The organism is Halalkalibacter urbisdiaboli, from assembly GCF_002156385.1.
GTDB classification, from domain to species: Bacteria; Bacillota; Bacilli; order Bacillales; family Bacillaceae_D; genus Halalkalibacter_A; species Halalkalibacter_A urbisdiaboli.
The window spans coordinates 1,562,602-1,582,918 of record NZ_MVJM01000001.1; the positions used below are offsets into that span (position 1 = coordinate 1,562,602).

20 protein-coding genes and 1 riboswitch are annotated in these 20,317 nt (G+C 40.4%); of the genes, 2 read left to right on the forward strand and 18 right to left on the reverse strand.

Annotation, left to right across the window (positions count from 1 at the left end):
- Window positions 1–10: 10 nt before the first annotated feature.
- Both B1R93_RS07805 and B1R93_RS07810 read right to left on the reverse strand, forming a co-directional pair.
- Entirely contained in the window at window positions 11–1,057 is a 1,047-nt protein-coding gene (locus B1R93_RS07805; RefSeq protein WP_207634126.1) for a DUF3048 domain-containing protein, read from the reverse strand.
- 406 nt (window positions 1,058–1,463) lie between these two features.
- Window positions 1,464–3,203 (reverse strand): adenine deaminase C-terminal domain-containing protein, encoded by a 1,740-nt coding sequence (locus B1R93_RS07810; RefSeq protein ID WP_088103320.1) that lies wholly within the window; start codon window positions 3,201–3,203, stop codon window positions 1,464–1,466.
- 139 nt (window positions 3,204–3,342) lie between these two features.
- Between B1R93_RS07810 and B1R93_RS07815 the strand changes: the two genes are divergently transcribed.
- Both B1R93_RS07815 and B1R93_RS23805 read left to right on the forward strand, forming a co-directional pair.
- On the forward strand, window positions 3,343–3,600 hold the full coding sequence (locus B1R93_RS07815; RefSeq protein ID WP_088103321.1) for a YgaP family membrane protein: 258 nt from the start codon (window positions 3,343–3,345) through the stop codon (window positions 3,598–3,600).
- Between the two features lie 154 nt (window positions 3,601–3,754).
- Entirely contained in the window at window positions 3,755–3,859 is a 105-nt protein-coding gene (locus tag B1R93_RS23805) for an EYxxD motif small membrane protein (protein WP_342587512.1), read from the forward strand.
- Here the strand turns inward: B1R93_RS23805 and purD are convergent.
- From purD to B1R93_RS07895, 16 genes are all read right to left on the reverse strand, one after another.
- Complete coding sequence (purD, locus tag B1R93_RS07820; RefSeq protein WP_088103322.1) at window positions 3,837–5,105, reverse strand: phosphoribosylamine--glycine ligase; 1,269 nt, start codon at window positions 5,103–5,105, stop codon at window positions 3,837–3,839. The genes B1R93_RS23805 and purD overlap by 23 nt on opposite strands.
- Before the next feature lie 33 nt (window positions 5,106–5,138).
- Window positions 5,139–6,677 (reverse strand): bifunctional phosphoribosylaminoimidazolecarboxamide formyltransferase/IMP cyclohydrolase, encoded by a 1,539-nt coding sequence (gene purH / locus B1R93_RS07825; protein WP_088103323.1) that lies wholly within the window; start codon window positions 6,675–6,677, stop codon window positions 5,139–5,141.
- 148 nt (window positions 6,678–6,825) lie between these two features.
- A complete protein-coding gene (gene purN, locus B1R93_RS07830) occupies window positions 6,826–7,398 on the reverse strand; it encodes a phosphoribosylglycinamide formyltransferase (RefSeq protein WP_088103324.1) in 573 nt (190 codons plus the stop codon).
- On the reverse strand, window positions 7,395–8,435 hold the full coding sequence (purM, locus tag B1R93_RS07835; protein WP_088103325.1) for a phosphoribosylformylglycinamidine cyclo-ligase: 1,041 nt from the start codon (window positions 8,433–8,435) through the stop codon (window positions 7,395–7,397). The genes purN and purM overlap by 4 nt, the downstream gene beginning before the upstream one ends.
- 77 nt (window positions 8,436–8,512) lie before the next feature.
- The gene (purF, locus tag B1R93_RS07840; RefSeq protein WP_088103326.1) at window positions 8,513–9,925 is read right to left on the reverse strand and encodes an amidophosphoribosyltransferase; all 1,413 of its coding nucleotides are present in this window, start codon (window positions 9,923–9,925) and stop codon (window positions 8,513–8,515) included.
- Window positions 9,901–12,126, reverse strand: coding sequence for a phosphoribosylformylglycinamidine synthase subunit PurL (purL, locus tag B1R93_RS07845; RefSeq protein ID WP_088103327.1), 2,226 nt, complete (start codon window positions 12,124–12,126; stop codon window positions 9,901–9,903). Before purL ends, purF begins: the two co-directional genes overlap by 25 nt.
- Window positions 12,110–12,793 (reverse strand): phosphoribosylformylglycinamidine synthase subunit PurQ, encoded by a 684-nt coding sequence (gene purQ / locus B1R93_RS07850; protein WP_088103328.1) that lies wholly within the window; start codon window positions 12,791–12,793, stop codon window positions 12,110–12,112. Before purQ ends, purL begins: the two co-directional genes overlap by 17 nt.
- Complete coding sequence (gene purS, locus B1R93_RS07855) at window positions 12,790–13,041, reverse strand: phosphoribosylformylglycinamidine synthase subunit PurS (RefSeq protein ID WP_088103329.1); 252 nt, start codon at window positions 13,039–13,041, stop codon at window positions 12,790–12,792. The genes purQ and purS overlap by 4 nt, the downstream gene beginning before the upstream one ends.
- Window positions 13,029–13,751: a phosphoribosylaminoimidazolesuccinocarboxamide synthase gene (purC, locus tag B1R93_RS07860; protein WP_088103330.1), complete on the reverse strand. Its 723-nt coding sequence runs from the start codon at window positions 13,749–13,751 to the stop codon at window positions 13,029–13,031. The genes purS and purC overlap by 13 nt, the downstream gene beginning before the upstream one ends.
- Window positions 13,752–13,818: 67 nt before the next feature.
- The gene (gene purB / locus B1R93_RS07865) at window positions 13,819–15,114 is read right to left on the reverse strand and encodes an adenylosuccinate lyase (RefSeq protein ID WP_088103331.1); all 1,296 of its coding nucleotides are present in this window, start codon (window positions 15,112–15,114) and stop codon (window positions 13,819–13,821) included.
- Window positions 15,115–15,165: 51 nt separating this feature from the next.
- Complete coding sequence (purK, locus tag B1R93_RS07870) at window positions 15,166–16,284, reverse strand: 5-(carboxyamino)imidazole ribonucleotide synthase (protein WP_088103332.1); 1,119 nt, start codon at window positions 16,282–16,284, stop codon at window positions 15,166–15,168.
- Entirely contained in the window at window positions 16,281–16,766 is a 486-nt protein-coding gene (purE, locus tag B1R93_RS07875) for a 5-(carboxyamino)imidazole ribonucleotide mutase (protein ID WP_088103333.1), read from the reverse strand. Before purE ends, purK begins: the two co-directional genes overlap by 4 nt.
- A gap of 123 nt (window positions 16,767–16,889) precedes the next feature.
- Window positions 16,890–16,991, reverse strand: a riboswitch (purine riboswitch).
- Between the two features lie 76 nt (window positions 16,992–17,067).
- Window positions 17,068–17,277, reverse strand: coding sequence for an NETI motif-containing protein (locus B1R93_RS07880; RefSeq protein WP_088103334.1), 210 nt, complete (start codon window positions 17,275–17,277; stop codon window positions 17,068–17,070).
- Between the two features lie 136 nt (window positions 17,278–17,413).
- Window positions 17,414–17,974: an isoprenylcysteine carboxyl methyltransferase family protein gene (locus B1R93_RS07885; protein WP_207634127.1), complete on the reverse strand. Its 561-nt coding sequence runs from the start codon at window positions 17,972–17,974 to the stop codon at window positions 17,414–17,416.
- Window positions 17,974–19,071: a type III polyketide synthase gene (locus B1R93_RS07890; RefSeq protein ID WP_088103335.1), complete on the reverse strand. Its 1,098-nt coding sequence runs from the start codon at window positions 19,069–19,071 to the stop codon at window positions 17,974–17,976. The genes B1R93_RS07885 and B1R93_RS07890 overlap by 1 nt, the downstream gene beginning before the upstream one ends.
- A 179-nt stretch (window positions 19,072–19,250) precedes the next feature.
- The gene (locus B1R93_RS07895; protein ID WP_088103336.1) at window positions 19,251–19,898 is read right to left on the reverse strand and encodes an MOSC domain-containing protein; all 648 of its coding nucleotides are present in this window, start codon (window positions 19,896–19,898) and stop codon (window positions 19,251–19,253) included.
- Window positions 19,899–20,317 lie beyond the last annotated feature (419 nt).

The window sequence follows — 20,317 nt, forward strand, 5'->3', positions numbered from 1 at the left end:
CAATTATGCATCAATATGTAACATTTTCATCGATTCCAGGCGATGTTGGAATAATATTTATCCACGTTTGACCTGGTTTTAGAGGAACGGGCTCTCCATCTTTGACAGCGATAATCCGTCCATCGTCATTTTTCCATTGAACTTCCTCTACATTTCCATCTTGAAAAAGCAATGCTTTTCCTCCAGATGTTAAATTGATGGCTCGTCTACCTACGTCATCTAAAACCCGATGATCCATTTCAGCAACTAAAAGATTAGCGACAGAAAGCTCTTCTCCTGTTTCATGGTCAACCGTTTGGTTCTCACCATTAAAGCGTTGATACATTCCTGTTTCTTCATTGAAGATATAGTCAACTTGATAACGATTGTACGTTACCGTTATTTCCTTTGCATCAGCGCCGGTTAATCGTTCACTCTCTTCAGCAAACACCAATGATGGAACATCCCCGGTAATCTCGTAACCCCTATCTTCTAATCCTTTAACAATGTTTTCAAATGTTATATAAGAATTATGGGGTGCTTTCCGATCACTTGAGCGCTGAAACAATGTCCCATCATAAAATAAACCATTTAAAAAGTCAGCCTTACCACCGGTTAACAACCGCTCTGCTTCAGGACTCCAACCATGTAACACCATTAATGCATCATAACCATTGATTAAATCGATATGATACGGTCTCGCACTTCGGACTGGGCCTACTTTCTCTGGGAGAGTGCTTTGGTATAAAGCAACAAACCTCGTGACATCGCCTTCCGCAAGGACTTCATAAACTAGGTCAGCATCGACTAACCCTGTTTGTGGCCTTGCTTGCGGTGCATTGTTAATCGTAACTCCGATGACACGCCTGTTTATCTCCTCGTTTGTCCCGACTCCTGTTAATGGAAACGTATAAGTAAAGGTCTCTTTTACTTCTTCTTCCTCTTTCTCTTCTACGACTTCCTCAACCTTTGGTTCATTAGGGGTTTCTTCTACGATTTCAGTCATCTCCTTATTGCCACACGCCGAAATGAGCAGCAATAAACAACCGATGACAGACAAGGTTACCGTATTTTTCATAGAGCCCACACCTTTTCTCTACTATTTTAACATACTAAAGACTTCGCTTAAAATAAGGGCTGTCCAAAAGCCCAAAAAGGGCTAAACAATGGCTCCGTTTCGCTATTACTATAACTCATCATAGTATCGAATCCGCTCATTGCTTAAAGGGTGTCCCAAAGGCCAAAAAAGACCTTTTGGACACGAGGGCACTGAAAAAGGGAAACCCACCCTTTTTCAGTGCCCTCTAAGCAATGCGCAGAGCCGTTGCCATCTTTTTAAAAGCCTGCTATGAGTGAGTTTCTAAATAGCAGGCGGGCAACATGTGAAGCCATTGCTGCTTCGTAGCGTGACTTTCAAGGGTTTTTTCAGTGCCCTCATGTCTTTACCTTTTTCAGTGGCTTCTTTGGACACCCACTTTTATAGTTTAACGCATAATCGAGGGAAAGAGTATCGTTTTCTTATGAACATCATAAATTCCCCGTTGCGTCACCCTAATGTAAGGTAAATGAGTTGAAGAAAAGAACTGTAAACTGTAAATTGGATCCTCATGTTTATATCCACGTTCTCTTAATAACCTCACAAAATTTTTCTCATCCTCCATTATTCCTTGCATTGGTTTATTCGAGAGAACTCCGAACAGCTGTAATGGAATCGAACCAATGACCTCTCCATTTTCAACTAACGTCATGCCCCCACCTTGTTCTTTTAATGCGCGAAATGCGGCTACCATATCAGATAAATTTTTTCCGATTAAAATTAGATCTCCTGTATTTGAAAAAGAACTAGCAAAACCCGATACATTTGTTGCAAAGCCTTTAATCATTGTCGAAATCATCCATTTACCATGCTTATCAAGCATAACGAAAAAGCTTTCATCATGGTCTTTGCTTAACGTACTATAATTGCAATCAATCGGTATTTGGTAAGGCTTTAGAATAACAGCGTTAACCATTTCAATCCCCATTGGCATGGAGAAACTCAACTCATCTTCATGTAAGTCCCAATCAATTTTAAGTGGGCCAATTCCAAAGTCTTCCCAAGGAAATGACTCGAAACCATCACATTGCTTTCCATCTCGAACCATCCATTGTCCCTTTGCTAAGACAGATGTTGGGGAGGGGTTATTTACATCCGAAAGAAAATTTAAATGCGCAACACGGCCTGGTGCAATCATTCCAAGCTTATGGTCGATGTGATAATATCTAGCAACATAATATGTGGCCATCCCATAAGCATCCTCGGGCTTCAAGCCACTTTCGAGCGCAATTTTTATTAACTTATCCATAACACCATCTTCATAAAAAGCTGGCGGCGAGCCGTCAGTGGTCATAATGCAACGTCCGAAATAATCGATTCCAAGTTCGTTCATTTCCTTTAACAGCTTTGGTAAATCTGGACGAATCGATGAATGTCGTAATGAAGTCGTATACCCGATGTTCAGTCGACGCAGTACCTCTTCTCCTGTCATTGCTTCATGGTCACATGTAACTCCTAATAAAGCCATTTGTGCTAATGTTTTCTCCGAAGCACCTGGAAGATGCCCTTCGATCGGCTTTCTTAACCGTTGTGTTTCTTGCATCCAGTGGAGAATCGCATCATCACCTTCAAGTACTTTCGGCCAAGAGGTTAGCTCTCCTCCTTGAACAACAAGGTGGTGCTCCAACCATTCTTTCATTTTTGAATTAGTAAACGACTCTTCATCATTCATCTCAGTTTGTGCATCATAACGAGCCCACCAATACATCGTTGTTGGTAGCTCATCTAACGCTTCAATCAATGAAAGCGCTTTCGGTTTTTCGAGATGCAAAAACATTAACATATTGTCGTTTATCAAGGTCGTCGTTCCCTTTGATGACGCATACTTAGCAAAACTGTGGGGATTATATAATTGAAAAGGGTGTGCATGGTGCTCAATATAACCTGGTACGATTAGCGATTGAGAACAATCAACAACCTCAACATCCATTAGTAAAGGAGGCATTTCATCTCCAACATAAACAATACGGTCTTGCGAAATCCATATATTTGCTTTAAGCCATTTTCGGCGCGCAAAGTTTAAATACGTTGCATTTTTAAGAACGAGACTTGGTGCCGTCTCTCCTCGAACTACCGCGAGCTGATGTCGCAACTTTTTCTTTGTCCAGCGATAGATTCTCTCTGGCATCTTGTCATCACCCATTTCATTAGTCGCTATTTTTTTTAGTTTAACACAGTTTCATTTTTTCACTGATAAAAGTTGTGAAATCTCTTCACAATATATTTAGAAAAGACACCATCTATACCCAAAAAGGAGGTTTCTATCCATGAACCCAAATATCGGAAGAGTCAATGCTCTTATTCGTATTACATGTGGTTTTTCTATATTAGCATGTTCTACTGCCAATATGGTAAAACGACCGTCTCAATCATCCTTACCGTTTGCTGCTCTTGGTGGCATGCTAGTAGCTGAAGGGATAACCCGCTTTTGCCCTGTAACGTACTTAGTAAAAAATTCTGCGAATAAGCAAAATCTTCATTATCAAAACGATAAACAAGACCAATTTGCTATAAACCCATCATAATAGAAGAAAACTTGTCACACAAGTTATAATTCTGTGACAGTAAAATTTCGAAATATTGAAGATAATGTAAAAATACAAAAAAATCAAACAGCCTTTTTAAATAATTAAAAACCCGTATAAATTTTATACGGGTTAAAGAAAGGAGAATCCCATCTTGAATATTCAAGAATATGCGACAGATTCCTTATTTATTTATATTTTAATTATCGGTTGCATTGTAGCAGCTATCTATTTTTTTATGAAAAAGCGCGTGAAATAGCCTTTTGTGCAATATCCTTGCGATAAAATAACCCTTCAGACTGAATGTTGCTTATTGCCTTATATACGGCTTGTTGTGCCTCATTAATCGTCGCACCTTTACTTGCTAATAAAAGAACTCGTCCTCCATTTGTCACCCATTGCTCATCGACTTTTTTCGTTCCAGCATGGAAGAGAAGTGAATCGCTGTTTACATTTTCAAGCCCAGTAATAGCGATTCCTTTATCATATTCCTTCGGGTACCCTTTACTTGCCATAACAACCCCAACAACGGCGTCCTCCGACCATTTCAACTGAGGTTTCTCACCGTTCAATAGCCCTTCTAATACATCAACTAAATCTGACTCAAGTCTTGGAAGAACAACCTGTGTCTCAGGGTCACCAAAACGCACATTAAATTCAATCACTTTCGGCCCGGCATTCGTCATCATTAATCCCGCATATAGAATGCCAGTAAATGAACGGCCTTCTGTTATCATCGCATTCGCAGTTGGCTGTAAAATACGTTCAACCGCTTCTTCAATTTGTTCCTGCTTAAACTGGGGAACCGGAGAGTACGCACCCATTCCCCCCGTATTTGGTCCTTCATCATTATCGAAAGCACGCTTATGGTCTTGAGCTCCAACCATTGGGACGACAATATCATGATGAACAAATGCCATTAATGACAGCTCTTCCCCTTCAAGATACTCTTCAATAACAACACTCGCACTAGCCTCACCGAATGCTTTATCATTTAACATATAGTCTAATGCTTCAAGAGCTTCTTGTTCTGTCATCGCAACGACAACACCCTTGCCAGCTGCTAAACCATCAGCCTTAATAACAATTGGTGCGCCTTGCTCTTTTACATAGACCACTGCCTCGTCATAGTTTGAAAAGGTTTCATAAGCTCCTGTTGGAATGTTATATTTCTTCATAATCATCTTTGCGTATGATTTACTTCCCTCAAGTAAAGCTGCCTCTTGCTTCGGACCAAAAACCTTCAAGCCTTCTTCTTGAAAACGATTGACAACACCAGCTAATAGTGGAACCTCTGGACCTACAAACGTTAAACCGACGTTGTTTTCCTTAGCAAATGTTACTAGGGCATCATGATCACCTTCCGGAATGGCTACAGGTGTCGCAATATCGACCATCCCATCATTTCCTGGAGCTACAAATACTTGCTCAACCCGCTGACTTTGCGCAAATTTCCAAGCAATGGTATGTTCACGACCGCCACTTCCAATTACAAGAACATTCATCTTAACCCCTCCATTATGTTCAAATACTTTCGATTAATGTTTAAAATGTCTTACTCCTGTCATCACCATGGCAATTCCATATTTATCAGCCATTTCAATTGATTCCTGGTCACGGATCGAGCCACCTGGCTGAATAATTGCTGTAATTCCTGCCTTACCTGCGTTCTCCACTGTATCGCCCATTGGGAAAAAGGCATCAGAACCCATGACTGCACCTTTCACACGTTCTCCGGCTTGTTCTGTTGCAATTGCTGCTGCACCAACTCGATTCATTTGACCCGCACCAACACCAACTGTCATTTGACCATTAGCAAGTACAATTGCATTTGATTTAACATGCTTAACTACTTTCCAAGCAAGCTTTAACGCTTCCCATTCTTCTTCTGTCGGTTCACGTTTAGTCGGAATAGAGATTTCAGCATCGGCAAAGCCATAACGATCCTCATCTTGCACTAGAAGACCTCCGTGAACCGATGTTAATTTTTTCTCTACTTTCTCTTCTCCATCTAACTCAACAGTCAATAACCGAAGATTTTTCTTTGATGTTAAGATTTCAAGAGCTTCCTCCGTAAATGATGGTGCGATAATAATTTCTAGGAAGATTTCCTTCATTTTTAAAGCAGTTGCCGTATCCACTTTACGGTTTAACGCAACAATTCCTCCAAAAATAGAAACTGGGTCAGCTTCGTATGCTTTATCATAGGCTGCTTCAATTGTTTCTCCTGTTCCAACGCCACACGGATTCATATGCTTAACAGCAACAGCAGCCGGTTGTTCAAATTCCTTCACAATCGCAAGCGCTGCATCCGCATCATTAATGTTGTTATAGGATAATTCCTTACCATGAAGTTGCGTTGCAGCTGCAATTGAACTGGAATCTGCAAGTGGTTTTTTATAGAAAGTCGCCTTCTGATGTGGGTTTTCTCCATAACGTAAAGCTTGCTTCTTCTCATATGTCACTGTTAAAGATTCTGGATTTTCTTCTCCAACTGCTTTTGTTAAATATTCAGCAATGACCGCATCATATGCTGCTGTGTGACGGAATACCTTTGCCGCCAATTTACGCTTTGTCTCAACAGAAACATCACCTGCTTCATTTAATTCTGACAGCACCGTTTCATAATCAGTTGGGTCCACCACAACTGTAACATGTTGATGGTTTTTCGCAGCAGAACGAAGCATACTTGGACCACCAATATCAATGTTTTCAATTGCATCAGCAAACGTTGCTTCCTTATTTGCAATCGTTTGTTGAAACGGGTATAGATTAACAACCACAATATCGATTGGTTGAATATCATGTTCATTAATTTGTGCTTGATGCTCTGCCTTTTCTCTCATTGCAAGTAAGCCACCATGAATATTCGGGTGAAGCGTTTTTACACGACCATCTAAAATTTCCGGAAAGCCTGTTACTTCAGAGATTCCTGTCACTGGGACACCGGCTTCCTCTAGCGTCCGATGAGTTCCTCCTGTAGACACGATTTCAAACCCTTTTTCAGCTAATGCCTGTACAAAAGGGACAATCCCTGCTTTATCTGAAACGCTGACTAATGCTCTTCTTTTTGCCATTTTTCACTCATTCCTTTCATAATTAAAGTCCAATGATTAGAATAAGGAGGAACGTTTCTTCCTCCTTATCACTGCTATGTACAGAAAGTAACGGCTTCACTATTAGCGTTCAGCCCGTTACTTCTTTGTTTTTAAAAAGTGTAGATTATTAACGAATACGTTCCGTATTAATCATTTGTAGTGTCTCTGGATAGAGACGATGTTCGACCGCTTGAATTTTGGATGTTAACGATTCAATTGTATCATGTTCATCTACTTTTACTGCCTCTTGTGCAATAATCGGTCCGGTGTCCATGCCCGAATCGACGTAATGAATCGTCACACCCGTTACCTTCACTTTTGCATTAAATGCTTGTCCGATTGCATCTAATCCCGGAAAGGCCGGCAATAATGAAGGGTGTATGTTTACCATCTTACCTTCATATGCTTCGAGAAGTGTTTTCCCTATTAAGCGCATATAACCGGCTAAAACGATAAACTCAACTTTGGCTTCTTCAAGCTTTTTCACTAGCTCTTGCTCAAATTCAACTTTTGATGGAAAGTTTTTCGGTTCAAACATTAACGTCGGGATTTGAAACTGCGCAGCACGTTCTAGTACACGTGCATTCGGTTTATCACTAAAAATAAGAGCAACTTCCATATCCAACGAGCCTTGCTCAATTGCCTCAAGAATAGCTTGAGCATTTGTTCCACTGCCCGATGCGAAAATGGCTACCTTCATTCGCTAATGCCCCCAATAGTGATACCTGTCGTTCCTTCTGTCACACGTCCAATAACATATGCTTCTTCCCCATCGGCCTTTAACTGAGTTAACACGTCTTCTTTTTGAGCTTCTGGGACAACCATAACCATTCCAATTCCCATATTAAATGTTGAGAATTTCTCACGTTCTGTTAGCTTCCCGTATTTAGCTAATAAAGAGAAGATGTTCGGTACAGACCAAGAGCCATTGTCAATCTCCACTTTTACACCTTCTGGAAGCATTCGTGGAATATTTTCATAGAAGCCTCCACCGGTAATATGAGCAAGTCCGTGCACATCAAAACGACGGATACAATTTAATAGTGGCTTTACATAGATTTTCGTAGGAGTCAGCAACGCATCGCCAAGTGTACCTTCAAGTCCCTCCAATGTATCTGTAAGAGAAAGCTTATGGTCATTTAAGAAGATTTTTCGCACTAACGAAAATCCATTGCTATGAATTCCACTTGAAGCTAAACCAATTACAACATCACCAGGTGCAATTTTTTCACCCGTTATGAGTTTCTTTTTTTCAACAGCACCAACTGAAAATCCAGCAATATCATATTCCTCTGCGCTATACATCCCAGGCATTTCCGCTGTTTCACCGCCAATTAATGCACAGCCTGCTTGCTCACATCCATCGGCTACACCTTTTACAATTGCTTCAATTCGCTCCGGAACCGCTTTTCCACATGCAATGTAGTCTAAAAAGTAGAGAGGCTCGGCCCCTTGAACGACAATGTCATTCACACACATCGCTACTGCATCAATACCGATTGTATCATGACGATCCATCATAAAAGCGAGCATTAGCTTTGTCCCCACTCCATCTGTTCCTGAAACAAGTACAGGCTCCTCTAACTTCAGGCCTGAGAGATCAAACATCCCTCCAAAGCCACCTAATCCCCCCATGACTCCAGGGCGAATTGTTCGCTCTACATGACTTTTCATACGCTTAACCGACTCATAACCAGCCTCAATGTCTACTCCTGCTTGTTTATAAGCTTCTGACATGTTCTTACCTCCTAATGTTGTTCGAGGTTGTAAGAAAAACCACAGAGCGGTCTTTCTTACTAAACGTCCTCTACAATTTAAACCTTTGCATGTGGATGCAATGTGTCTGGAAAAATCTCTGTTGGGTACTCACCAGTAAAACAAGCAAGACACTGGCCACAGCTACTATCCTCGTCTTTTCGTCCAATTCCCTTCATTAGTCCTTCAGTGGATAGAAAGGCTAACGAATCCGCACCCATCATTTCACGCATTTCTTCAATAGAATGATTGGACGCGATTAATTCATCTGTGGTTGATGTATCAATTCCGTAAAAACATGGGTTTTTTATCGGTGGTGAACTGATGCGAACGTGAACCTCCAAAGCACCTGCTTCACGAAGCATATTCACTATCCGGCGACTGGTCGTACCACGAACGATGGAATCATCGATCATCACAACGCGTTTTCCTTCAACTACACCACGAACTGCGGATAATTTCATTTTTACCCCTTGCTCACGAAGCTCTTGCGATGGTTGAATAAATGTCCGACCAACATAACGATTTTTGATCATTCCAAGCTCGTAAGGAATCCCCGTTTGCTCCGCATAGCCAATCGCCGCTGATATACTTGAGTCTGGCACTCCTGTCACAACATCAGCTTCAATCGGTGATTCAATCGCTAATTGTTTTCCAAGGTTCTTTCTCGCAGTATGAACATTAATTTCGTCGACATTACTGTCCGGACGAGCAAAATAGACATATTCCATACTACAAATAGAACGAGCTGTTTTACTAACAAAACGTTCAGACCGAATACCGTGATCATCAATAATGATCATTTCGCCTGGATCTACTTCACGCATATATTCTGCCCCAATAATGTCAAATGCACATGTTTCAGAAGCAACGACATACGCCTCACCAAGACGGCCAATCGATAGTGGACGAAGACCATTCGGATCTAGTGCAACGATAAGCTGATTTTCATTCATTACCGCAAAAGCATAAGCACCTTTAAGCATTGCAAGAGAGTTTTTCATTTGATCCTCTAGTGTTGAATAGCCACTACGCTTAATCAAATGAGCGAGCACCTCTGTATCTGATGTTGATTGAAAAATACTTCCTTGACTCTCTAATTGATGTTTCATGTTGTTTGCATTTACAAGGTTACCGTTATGTGCAAGTGCTAGACTTCCCATTTGCGAGCGGAAAAGAAGCGGCTGGACGTTGGCAAAGCCCCCGCCCCCCGCAGTTGCGTAACGAACATGTCCAATCGCACCTTTTCCTTTTAATGAAGATAAAGTATCAGGATTGAACACTTCGTTCACTAATCCAAGTCCTTTGTGAACCGCAAGCTGTTCACCATCTGTGACAACGATTCCCGCACCTTCTTGACCACGATGTTGAAGACTGTGCAATCCGTAATACGTAATTTGCGCAGCATCTTTATGCCCCCATACGGCAAAGACACCACATTCTTCATTTAAGCCTTTGATTTCAGCAAACATGGAATGGCTCCTTTCCAAGCCGAGACAATTTCTTCTTGAGATGCTTCTAAGATAACCGCTTCACTCTTATCCTTAATGACAAGCTTTGCTTCTTCTGTAACTTCACCAATCTGCTGTGCAAAGACAGCTTTTTCAAATGCTTCACGGTTTTCTGGTTTTACTGTTACAACAAAACGAGATTGTGATTCTGCAAATAATGCTGTAACAGCGTCACCTTCAACTGTTACTTGCGCACCAACTGTACCAGCTGTCATTCCTTCTGCTAGAGCAACACTTAAACCACCTTCAGCAACGTCATGAGCTGAAGCAACAAGCCCAGCTTGAATCGCCTTAAGTAATTGTGTTTGACGCTCTTTTTCAACAGCTAAATCAATCTCTGGAGCATGACCTGAGATGCTTCCTTCAACAAGCTTTTGAAGCTCACTTCCACCAAATTCCGCTTTTGTTTCTCCAAGAAGGTAAATAAGATCTCCTGCTTGCTTGTAGTTCTGTGTTGTAATATGATCTACATCCTCAATTAAACCAACCATTCCGATTACTGGTGTCGGATAGATAGCCACACCATTTGTTTCGTTATATAAAGAGACGTTTCCACCAATAACCGGTGTACCGAGCTCGCGACACGCTTCGCTCATCCCATCTGTAGATGTTTCTAGCTGCCAGAAAATTTCTGGTTTATCAGGACTACCATAATTTAAGCAATCTGTTACCCCTAATGGTACGCCACCTGAACATACGATGTTACGTGCTGCTTCAGCAATCGCAATCTTCCCACCGACCTCAGGATTCAAATATAGATAACGAGAATTACAATCTGTCGTCATCGCTAATGCTTTACGCGTTCCACGAACACGAACAACCGCTGCATCTGAACCTGGACTAACTACTGTATTCGTCTGAACCATATAATCATATTGATCGTAAACCCACTCTTTGCTTGCTATTGTCGGCTGAGCTAATAGCTTTAACAATGTTTCCTTTGTATCGGATATTTTCGGTACAGATGGTGTTGATTTTTGGAACTCTTCAAAGTAAGCAGGTACTTTTGAAGGCTTATGATACACTGGTGCATCCTCAGCTAGTGAATCAACTGGAACATCTGCAACGACGTCACCTTTATGAAGTAAACGAAGACGTTTGTCATCTGTTACTTGTCCAACTTCAACCGCATGTAATCCCCAACGTTCTACAATTTCTTTAATCTCATGTTCGCGTCCTTTTTGAACAACGATTAACATACGCTCTTGAGACTCAGAAAGCATCATTTCGTATGGAGTCATGCCTTTTTCACGTTGTGGCACAAGGTCAAGGTTCATTTCAATACCAGAACCGGCCTTACTTGCCATCTCAGCTGATGAAGACGTTAAACCTGCTGCACCCATATCTTGAATACCAACAAGCGCATCACATTGAATTAACTCTAAACACGCTTCGATTAATAATTTTTCCATAAAAGGATCTCCAACTTGAACAGCTGGACGCTTTTCTTCTGAGCTCTCACTTAGCTCTTCAGAAGCAAATGTCGCTCCGTGAATTCCATCACGACCTGTGCTTGCACCAACATACATAACTGTGTTGCCAACACCTTTTGCTTGTCCTTTTTGAATGTCTTTATGGTCAATTAAACCAACACACATTGCGTTAACTAGAGGATTTCCTTCATAACAAGGGTCAAATTGAACTTCTCCCCCAACCGTTGGAACACCAACACAGTTACCATAGCCAGCAATCCCAGCAACAACTTCTTCAAATAAATAACGAACTTTAGGAGATGTTAATTCACCGAAGCGAAGTGAGTTTAAGCTAGCAATTGGACGAGCTCCCATTGAGAAGATGTCACGAATAATTCCACCTACACCTGTAGCTGCACCTTGGTATGGCTCAATCGCAGAAGGGTGGTTATGACTTTCGATTTTGAACACAACCGCTTGTTCATCACCAATGTCAATAATTCCAGCACCTTCACCAGGTCCTTGAAGTACTTTTTCACCTGTAACAGGAAACTTTTTTAATAGAACCTTTGAATTTTTATAGCTACAATGCTCTGACCACATTACTGAAAATAATCCTGTTTCCGTATAGTTCGGAGTACGTCCAAGAATGTTTTCAACCATTGCAAATTCTTCGTCAGTTAGCCCCATATCACGGTATAATTTTTCTTCTTTCACACGTTCTGCTGTAGGCTCAAGTAGTAGTGACATGAGATTCCCTCCAATTTTTAAGAATCGATTGGAATAATTTAATTCCATCATTGCTTCCAAGTAACTCTTCAACGGCACGCTCAGGATGCGGCATCATCCCAAGTACGTTCCCCTTTTCATTCATAATCCCAGCGATTTGATTACGTGAACCATTAATTGAATCAACATAACGGAATACGACTTGGTTATTCGCTTCTAGCTTTGCTAACGTCTCTTCGTCACACTCGTAGTTTCCTTCACCATGTGCAACAGGAATCGTAATTTGCTCCCCAGCTTCGTATCCACTTGAGAAAATCGTCTTTGGGTTTTCAACTTGTAACGTCACAGGGCGACAAATAAATTTTAATCCTTCATTACGCTTCATAGCACCTTCTAGTAAGCCTGCTTCAAGTAAAATTTGAAATCCATTACAAACACCTAAAACTGGTTTTCCTTGTTCAGCAGCAGCAATGACTTCGTTCATAATCGGAGCAAAACGAGCAATCGCACCAGAACGAAGATAGTCACCATAAGAGAAGCCACCAGGTAATAAAATTGCATCAAAGCCTTCTAAAGACGTCTCATCGTGTCTAACATACTCTACTTCTTCGCCTAAAGCGTCACGAATTGCGAAATACATGTCTGAATCGCAGTTCGATCCTGGAAAGACTATGACTGCAAATTTCATGAGGATACAACCTCCTCAACTTCATAGCGGTAATCTTCAATCACAGTGTTTGCTAAAATCTTTTCACACATTTCTTTCACACGTTCATCAATATTTGTATTATCTGTTAACGTAAGCTCCATATATTTACCGATACGAACTTCATCAACCTCTTTATATTCCATAGCATGCAAAGCCTTTTTCACCGCTACTCCTTGAGGATCTAAAACACTTTCTCTTAACGTTACGAATACTTTTACTTTGTACATGATGCGCCTCCTAAACGAGTTAAAATTTCTTGATAACCATCCTGCAAGCTTCCTAAATTACGACGGAATAAATCTTTATCAAATCTTTCATTCGTATCCTTATCCCATAAACGACAAGTGTCTGGAGAAATTTCATCAGCTAGTAATAGCTCGCCGTTTTCCGTTCTTCCGAATTCAAGCTTAAAATCAATAAGTTTAACGTTTATTCCAGCAAACATATTAATTAATAGTTCATTTACTTTCTTTGCACGAACCTTCAATTGCTCTACTTCTTCAGCTGTCGCTGCTTCTAGAAGATACACATGATCTTCTGTTACGAGGGGATCACCAAGCGCATCGTCTTTATAGTAAAATTCAACAATTGGTGTCGGAAGTGGCGTGCCTTCTTCTATTCCTAAACGCTTTGCCATACTTCCTGCAACAACATTGCGGACAACCACTTCTAGTGGAACAATTTCAACCTTACGAACAAGCTGTTCTGTTTCCGAAAGTCTATCAATAAAATGACTTTCTAATCCATTTTCCGATAACTTCTTAAAAATTAATGACGAGATTTCATTATTTAGGCGAGATTTTCCGGTAAGGACATCTTTCTTTTCACCATTAAATGCCGTCGCATCATCTTTATATTCTACCCATAGGATATTTTCATCTTCAGTTTGATAGATTTTCTTCGCCTTACCTTCATAAAGCAAGCCTCTTTTTTCCATGATTAACCCTCCGGCTATAAAATAGTGGAATAAAATCTTACAAGAGGAGTCGTAGTGACTCCTGCTTTTACTCTAGTCCAACACGTGTGAAAATCGTATCAACATGCTTCATATGATGGTTATAATCAAAGCACTCTTCAATTTCTTCTTTTGAAAGAACAGATGTAATGCGGTCTTCTGCTTCAACTAATTCACGGAACTGAATCCCTTTTTCCCAGGCTTCCATCGCTTTCGGTTGAACAAGGTCATATGCTTCCTCACGAACCATTCCTTTATCAATAAGTGAAAGCAGCACACGCTGAGAGTAAATTAATCCATACGTACGCGTCATATTACGCTTCATGTTTTCAGGGAACACCGTTAAGTTTTTCACGATATTGCCGAAACGATTTAACATATAGTTAAGAGCTATGGTTGCATCCGGAATAATCACACGTTCGGCTGATGAGTGAGAAATATCTCTTTCATGCCATAATGGTACATTTTCATAAGCAGTCATCATATAGCCGCGAATCACACGAGCTAGTCCAGTCATATTTTCAGAGCCGATAGGATTACGCTTATGCGGCATTGCAGATGAACCCTTTTGTCCTTTAGCAAAAAACTCTTCAACCTCGCGCGTTTCACTCTTTTGAAGCCCACGAATCTCAACAGCAAACTTTTCAATAGATGTTGCAATTAACGCAAGAGTAGACATGTAATCTGCGTGGCGATCACGTTGTAATGTTTGCGTTGAAATAGGTGCTGCCTTCAGTCCAAGCTTTTCACAAACAAATGCTTCAATTTTCGGATCGATATTCGCAAATGTACCAACTGCACCAGAAAGCTTTCCAACTCGTACGCCTTCAGCAGCATGTTTAAAACGTTCAATATTACGCTTCATTTCTTCATACCAAAGCGCTAATTTTAAACCAAAGGTTGTTGGTTCTGCATGAACACCATGCGTACGTCCCATCATCACCGTGTATTTATGCTCAAGTGCTTTGTTTTTTAGGATGGTAAGAAAACGATCAAGATCGTCTGCTAAAATCTGATTAGCCTGCTTTAATAAATATGAAAGAGCCGTATCTACTACGTCTGTTGATGTTAAGCCGTAATGAACCCATTTACGTTCTTCTCCTAATGTTTCAGATACTGCACGAGTAAAGGCGACCACATCATGACGAGTTTCTTCCTCTATTTCAAGAATGCGGTTAACATCAAAGCTCGCATTTTTACGGATTTTTTCAACATCCTCTTTCGGAATTTCTCCCAATTCCGACCACGCTTCACAGGCAACAATTTCAACTTCGAGCCATGCACGGTAACGGTTCTCCTCTGTCCAAATTGCTCCCATTTCTGGTCTTGTATAACGTTCTATCATGCTTACCATCCTCCACTATGTTCTTATCTATATATAAAATTCACTACTAACTTAATTTTTATGAAGAGCGTTAAGTTTTCCTAATGCTTCTTCTACGGTTTTCCCCAATGCTGTCATATGGCCCATTTTTCGCTTTTCAACAGCTTCTTTTTTGCCATAAAGGTGCAATTTCACACCAGACATAAGTGGAACTGCTTTAAGCATAGGATCCACATGCTCTCCGAGAACATTTTCCATCACTACAGGGGAATGAAGCGTCGTTTCTCCTAGTGGCCAGCCACAAATTGCACGAATATGCTGTTCAAATTGTGATGTTTCGCAAGCCTCAATCGAATAATGGCCAGAATTATGAGGGCGCGGTGCCAATTCGTTTACAACTATCTTTCCATCTTTAACAAACATTTCAACAGCTAACGTACCGATAAGCTCTAAACCGTCCGCTAAGGTCATTGCTATGCTTCTAGCTAAATCCTGAGTTTCCTGCTTAATTCGCGCAGGTACAATCGATTGATGTAGGATATTGTTTCGATGGATATTTTCAGCTACAGGAAGTGTTTTCGTTTCACCCTGTGTTGAGCGCGTAACGATAACCGAGATTTCACATTGAAAAGGAACCCAGCCTTCAAGAACTAACTCGCCTTGCTTTAACAGTTGAGAGACAGCTTGCTTAAGCTCTTGTTCATTTTTGACAACAGCTTGTCCTTTCCCATCATAACCACCTCGACACGTTTTCAAAACGGCAGGAAAACCGATTTTTTCAGCCGCCTCTGCAACATCCTCTTCTTTGTAAATAGCTGCATAAGGTGCGACTTCAACACCTAATGAAGAAATCTTATCTTTTTCATACAAGCGGTGCTGGGTCACTTTTAATAGATCGTACCCTTGAGGAAACTCACATTTTTCAGAAATCCATTGAGCTGTGGCTTCGTCAATATTTTCAAACTCGTAGGTGATGACGTCTGACGCTTCAACAAGTGCCTTAGCAGCCTCTAAATCATCATACGCTGCTTCAATGACAACATCAGCTACCTGTGCACAGGGAGAATCATGTGTTGGCTCTAGCACGGCAATTCGATAGCCCATTTGCCTTGCTGAAAGAGCCATCATTCGTCCGAGCTGCCCTCCACCAATAATCCCAATTGTAGAACCTGGTACGATAAATTGACTCATAAAGTATCACTGCTTTCAAGAACAGTTTCTTCAATACTCTTACGACGTTTCTCTAATCTTGCCTGCACATTCGAATCAAAAGCTCCAATCATTTGTGCAGCGAGAAGTCCTGCATTTGTTGCTCCTGCCTTACCGATTGCTACAGTAGCTACTGGGACACCGCCAGGCATTTGCACAATTGATAACAAAGAATCAAGCCCTTGTAATGCCTTTGACTGTACGGGAACACCGATTACTGGTACTAATGTTTTCGCAGCAACCATTCCTGGTAGATGAGCCGCTCCACCAGCTCCAGCAATAATCACTTTTAACCCTCTTGATGCAGCCTGCTCTGCATAAGTAAACATCAAATCAGGCGTTCGATGAGCTGAAACTACCTTCTTCTCAAATGGAATATTCAATTCTTCAAGAATCTCACATGCGTGGCTCATCGTGTCCCAATCTGACGTACTTCCCATAATTACTCCAACTATTGGTTCCATCATCGCTTCCCCTCTCAGCTGCTAACTTGTAAAAAAGCGCAGAACTAGCTTCTTTATCTACATAAGAGAGAGAAAGTCAGCTAATTCTACGCTTTTATGACATCCTTCTTTTCACTCGAATTGTAGGATGACACTTCCCCTCATAGTCCAATGATTTACGGTCATTAGGTAGAAACTTTCGGGCCCTATTCCCAAATTTATATGAGGTCTTATTTTCGTTTTTCTGATTGATTCACATTAATCTTACAAGCATCGACAGTTGATGTCAACAGAAAGTCGAACGATTTATTAGGTAAGTCATTCATTGTTCGCCTTCCTTCAAAATACCTTCAAAAGATATCCTTTGTTTAATAGGGACATATTCGACCTGTCCATTCACTTTTTTCTCTTCAAAAACAGGTTCCTCCATCCTTCTAACAGGTTGGTACCCTTCTTTTTCCATACGATTCAAACAGTCTGATATCGTTTCATTGTCTTCTACATTAAACTTAAGCTTCTTTTTCTTAGCCAAAGTGTAGGTCCCTCCATTACTATCAAATGATATATTAAGCCTATCATAACCAGAAAACGATTAAAAACATCTCGTAAGGATTAACATAACAAAGCAACAAAAGTTCCATTCTGCCTTGTCCATAAACGAAACAAAATTAATCCTCATAACGTGGGAAGAAACGATTTCTACCACTAAACGCTTCTTTATAATTCGTTAATGCTTCAAGTGCTTCTTCCTCAGCTCTAACTCGAACTGTTAGAATTATGGCATTTAGAAAGGTAAAAATGATAGCCGTTAAGTATGCTTGGAACATAAGAGGCAATGCGACAATTTCTGTCGCGACAATGACATAATTCGGATGTTTCATGTACCGATATGGCCCTTTCGCTACGACTTTAGCTCCAGGTAAAATCATTATTCGCGTGTTCCAATACTTCCCTAAAGAGGCCAAAGCCCACACTCTCCCTATTTGAGCAAGGAGAAATACAAACAAGGGTACTAAGGACCACAAAGATAATGAGAGTTTCATCACATATATCTCAGTTAAGAGGGAAATAAAAAAGAGTAGATGAATTCCAACAATGTATTTATAATGCTCTCGCCCAACTTCATACCCCCCTTGTCCTTTTATCCACTTAGCGTTTCGATTTGCGATCTTCAATTCCACTAATCGTTGAATCATGACTATAGTAAGAAAAAACAATATATAGTTCATTAATGAATCGCCTCCCATTTTATTAAAGCCTGTTCTAAAGAGAATCCAGGTCCTAACGCTGCCAATAGACCATAGTCACCAACCTGTTTTTCTTCGAGCATAAATTGTTCAAGTACAAATAAAACTGTCGGAGAGGACATATTGCCATAATGCTGTAATATTTTTTTTGAATTTGCAACGTCACGACTCGAAAGTCCGAGCGCATCCTGATAGGCATCTAACACTTTTTTTCCTCCAGGGTGTGCGATAAAGGCATGAATTTGACTGAGCTCAAGTCCTTCACCTTCTAAAAAATGTACGACACTTGGTTTTAACCATGTTTCAATAATCGATGGAATATCCCGAGAAAATACCACATATAATCCCGAATCCTTTACATCCCATCCCATCACTTCTTCAGATTGAGGCATTAGTACAGACTGTGTAGAAAATAATACAGGTCGAACTGCTCTTTTTACATTTTGCTGTTGTAAGGAACGCTCCCCAGAAACGAGAGCACATGCCACACCATCTGCAAACAACGACGTTCCAATTAAATTACTTTTAGACCTGTCATTACGTTGAAATGTTAAGCTACAAAGTTCAACACAAACTACGAGTACATTTGCCTCTGGGAAGGCTCTACAATATTCAAATGCCCGATTAATGCCAGATGCACCACCTGCACAGCCTAAACCCCATAACGGAATTCGTTTCGTATGAGGTGAGAAGGGTAACCTATTCATAATCCGTGCATCTAGACTAGGTGTAGACATTCCCGTACTTGAGACAAGAATGATTGCATCAATCTCTTTTACATCAACCTGTTTTTTTAAGAAATTTGAGTTGTTTAAACAACTTTGGATTGCTTCTGAACTATATTTCGTTGCTAAATCTATATACAAATCATTTCGTTCTTGTAAAGTATGGTCTTGCTCAAACCATTCTAGCGGGACGGAGAAATACCGCTCTTTAATTTCACCATTTGAAAATACAGTTAAAAGTCTTTCAATATCTTTAAAATCATCACTAAATAATTCTCTTGCAAATTCCGTTGTTGTGGCTTGTTCCAATCGATACGGGGGAGAATACGTACTGACTGATAATATTGAAGACATGTAGACAACCCCTAACATAATTTGTAAGCTTATGTTTTCCAAAACAACCTATTTCATTCGAATCCTTTTACTTTTAAATAAGAAAAAAAGACTGTACCAAAAGGTTGTTTTTATCCTTTTGGCACAGTCTTAATATTTTGAAAGGTAAACCACGGGAAAATATTATCACTTCATTGAATTTATCCCTTGTTTTCTAATATCTTTAAAAAGTCTTTCCTCCAGCCTTCCGATAGTTCACCCACATTTGTCATCCAAAGAAGCTTGTCCCTTGATGGATTCTTTGCATATTTAACTTGATTAGCTTCCATAACAGTAGGGTTTTCTAACTTTTGCTCAATACATAATACAGTATCACCAGGAGTAACAACGCCCTCTTTTAGTACTCGAAAATAATAACCACTAAATCCTGTTTCTTGAACCCATACAACAAGCTTAGGTTGATTATGTTTTAATCCAAGTTTAAAACATGGCTGTCTAGGTTGACTCACTTGTACAATAACGTCTCCAATTTGGTAGACATCTCCGATTCGAACCTTGTCTTCCTGTAAGCCCACTAAGGTGAAATTTTCACCAAACCCCGAGACACCAAGTCCCTTTCCTAGCTTCTTTTCCCAAAAAGGATAATGCTCATAAGGGTAAACACAAATGGCCTTATCTAATCCACCATGATTCACTTGATCTGACTGTGTATCACCAATTAAACCTGATTTCCCAACTCGTATAGTTGATAGAACCTTCTCCTTAAATATACTAGTTTGTATTTGCTTTCCTGCTACTTCCAAAGTACGAGGTTTCCCCCTATGTATCGAATCCACTTTTTTCTCCATCTATCTAGCTTCCTCCCAGCTAAAGGAATTTATCTGAATTTTACCATAAACCCTCTTTACAAATGGACCCTTTTTCTCGTAGACACTTCATCTATAGGTTTTACTATTCTTATTATAGTGGATTGAGAATCCCTTACTGACAGAGGTCCACCTTGTCCACTTCCATACCATTCGTTGTGTTTTAACTAAAATAGCGGAACGAGTGACTTATAAAAGCTTATTCACGTTGTTTCCATCGGCTTAGTCAATGAAGACGCTGTTCCTCCGGACCAGGCTCTTCAGCGCCTTTCTGCTTAATCTTTTGTACAAATAAAAAAGCATAACCCTTTGGGTTATGCTTTATCGCCTGGCAACGTCCTGGCTCAACTATTCTCTTCTTCGGGGATGAATAGGCATGGTGTTTTGTTTCATTGTTCATT

Excerpts from the sequence above, each read along its gene's own strand:
- B1R93_RS07805 (WP_207634126.1), bottom strand. The coding sequence starts at position 1,057 with ATGAAAAATACGGTAACCTTGTCTGTCATCGGTTGTTTATTGCTGCTC.
- B1R93_RS07810 (WP_088103320.1), bottom strand. The coding sequence starts at position 3,203 with ATGCCAGAGAGAATCTATCGCTGGACAAAGAAAAAGTTGCGACATCAG.
- B1R93_RS07815 (WP_088103321.1), top strand. The coding sequence starts at position 3,343 with ATGAACCCAAATATCGGAAGAGTCAATGCTCTTATTCGTATTACATGT.
- purD (WP_088103322.1), bottom strand. The coding sequence starts at position 5,105 with ATGAATGTTCTTGTAATTGGAAGTGGCGGTCGTGAACATACCATTGCT.
- purH (WP_088103323.1), bottom strand. The coding sequence starts at position 6,677 with ATGGCAAAAAGAAGAGCATTAGTCAGCGTTTCAGATAAAGCAGGGATT.
- purN (WP_088103324.1), bottom strand. The coding sequence starts at position 7,398 with ATGAAGGTAGCCATTTTCGCATCGGGCAGTGGAACAAATGCTCAAGCT.
- purM (WP_088103325.1), bottom strand. The coding sequence starts at position 8,435 with ATGTCAGAAGCTTATAAACAAGCAGGAGTAGACATTGAGGCTGGTTAT.
- purF (WP_088103326.1), bottom strand. The coding sequence starts at position 9,925 with ATGTTTGCTGAAATCAAAGGCTTAAATGAAGAATGTGGTGTCTTTGCC.
- purL (WP_088103327.1), bottom strand. The coding sequence starts at position 12,126 with ATGTCACTACTACTTGAGCCTACAGCAGAACGTGTGAAAGAAGAAAAA.
- purQ (WP_088103328.1), bottom strand. The coding sequence starts at position 12,793 with ATGAAATTTGCAGTCATAGTCTTTCCAGGATCGAACTGCGATTCAGAC.
- purS (WP_088103329.1), bottom strand. The coding sequence starts at position 13,041 with ATGTACAAAGTAAAAGTATTCGTAACGTTAAGAGAAAGTGTTTTAGAT.
- purC (WP_088103330.1), bottom strand. The coding sequence starts at position 13,751 with ATGGAAAAAAGAGGCTTGCTTTATGAAGGTAAGGCGAAGAAAATCTAT.
- purB (WP_088103331.1), bottom strand. The coding sequence starts at position 15,114 with ATGATAGAACGTTATACAAGACCAGAAATGGGAGCAATTTGGACAGAG.
- purK (WP_088103332.1), bottom strand. The coding sequence starts at position 16,284 with ATGAGTCAATTTATCGTACCAGGTTCTACAATTGGGATTATTGGTGGA.
- purE (WP_088103333.1), bottom strand. The coding sequence starts at position 16,766 with ATGGAACCAATAGTTGGAGTAATTATGGGAAGTACGTCAGATTGGGAC.
- B1R93_RS07885 (WP_207634127.1), bottom strand. The coding sequence starts at position 17,974 with ATGAACTATATATTGTTTTTTCTTACTATAGTCATGATTCAACGATTA.
- B1R93_RS07890 (WP_088103335.1), bottom strand. The coding sequence starts at position 19,071 with ATGTCTTCAATATTATCAGTCAGTACGTATTCTCCCCCGTATCGATTG.
- B1R93_RS07895 (WP_088103336.1), bottom strand. The coding sequence starts at position 19,898 with ATGGAGAAAAAAGTGGATTCGATACATAGGGGGAAACCTCGTACTTTG.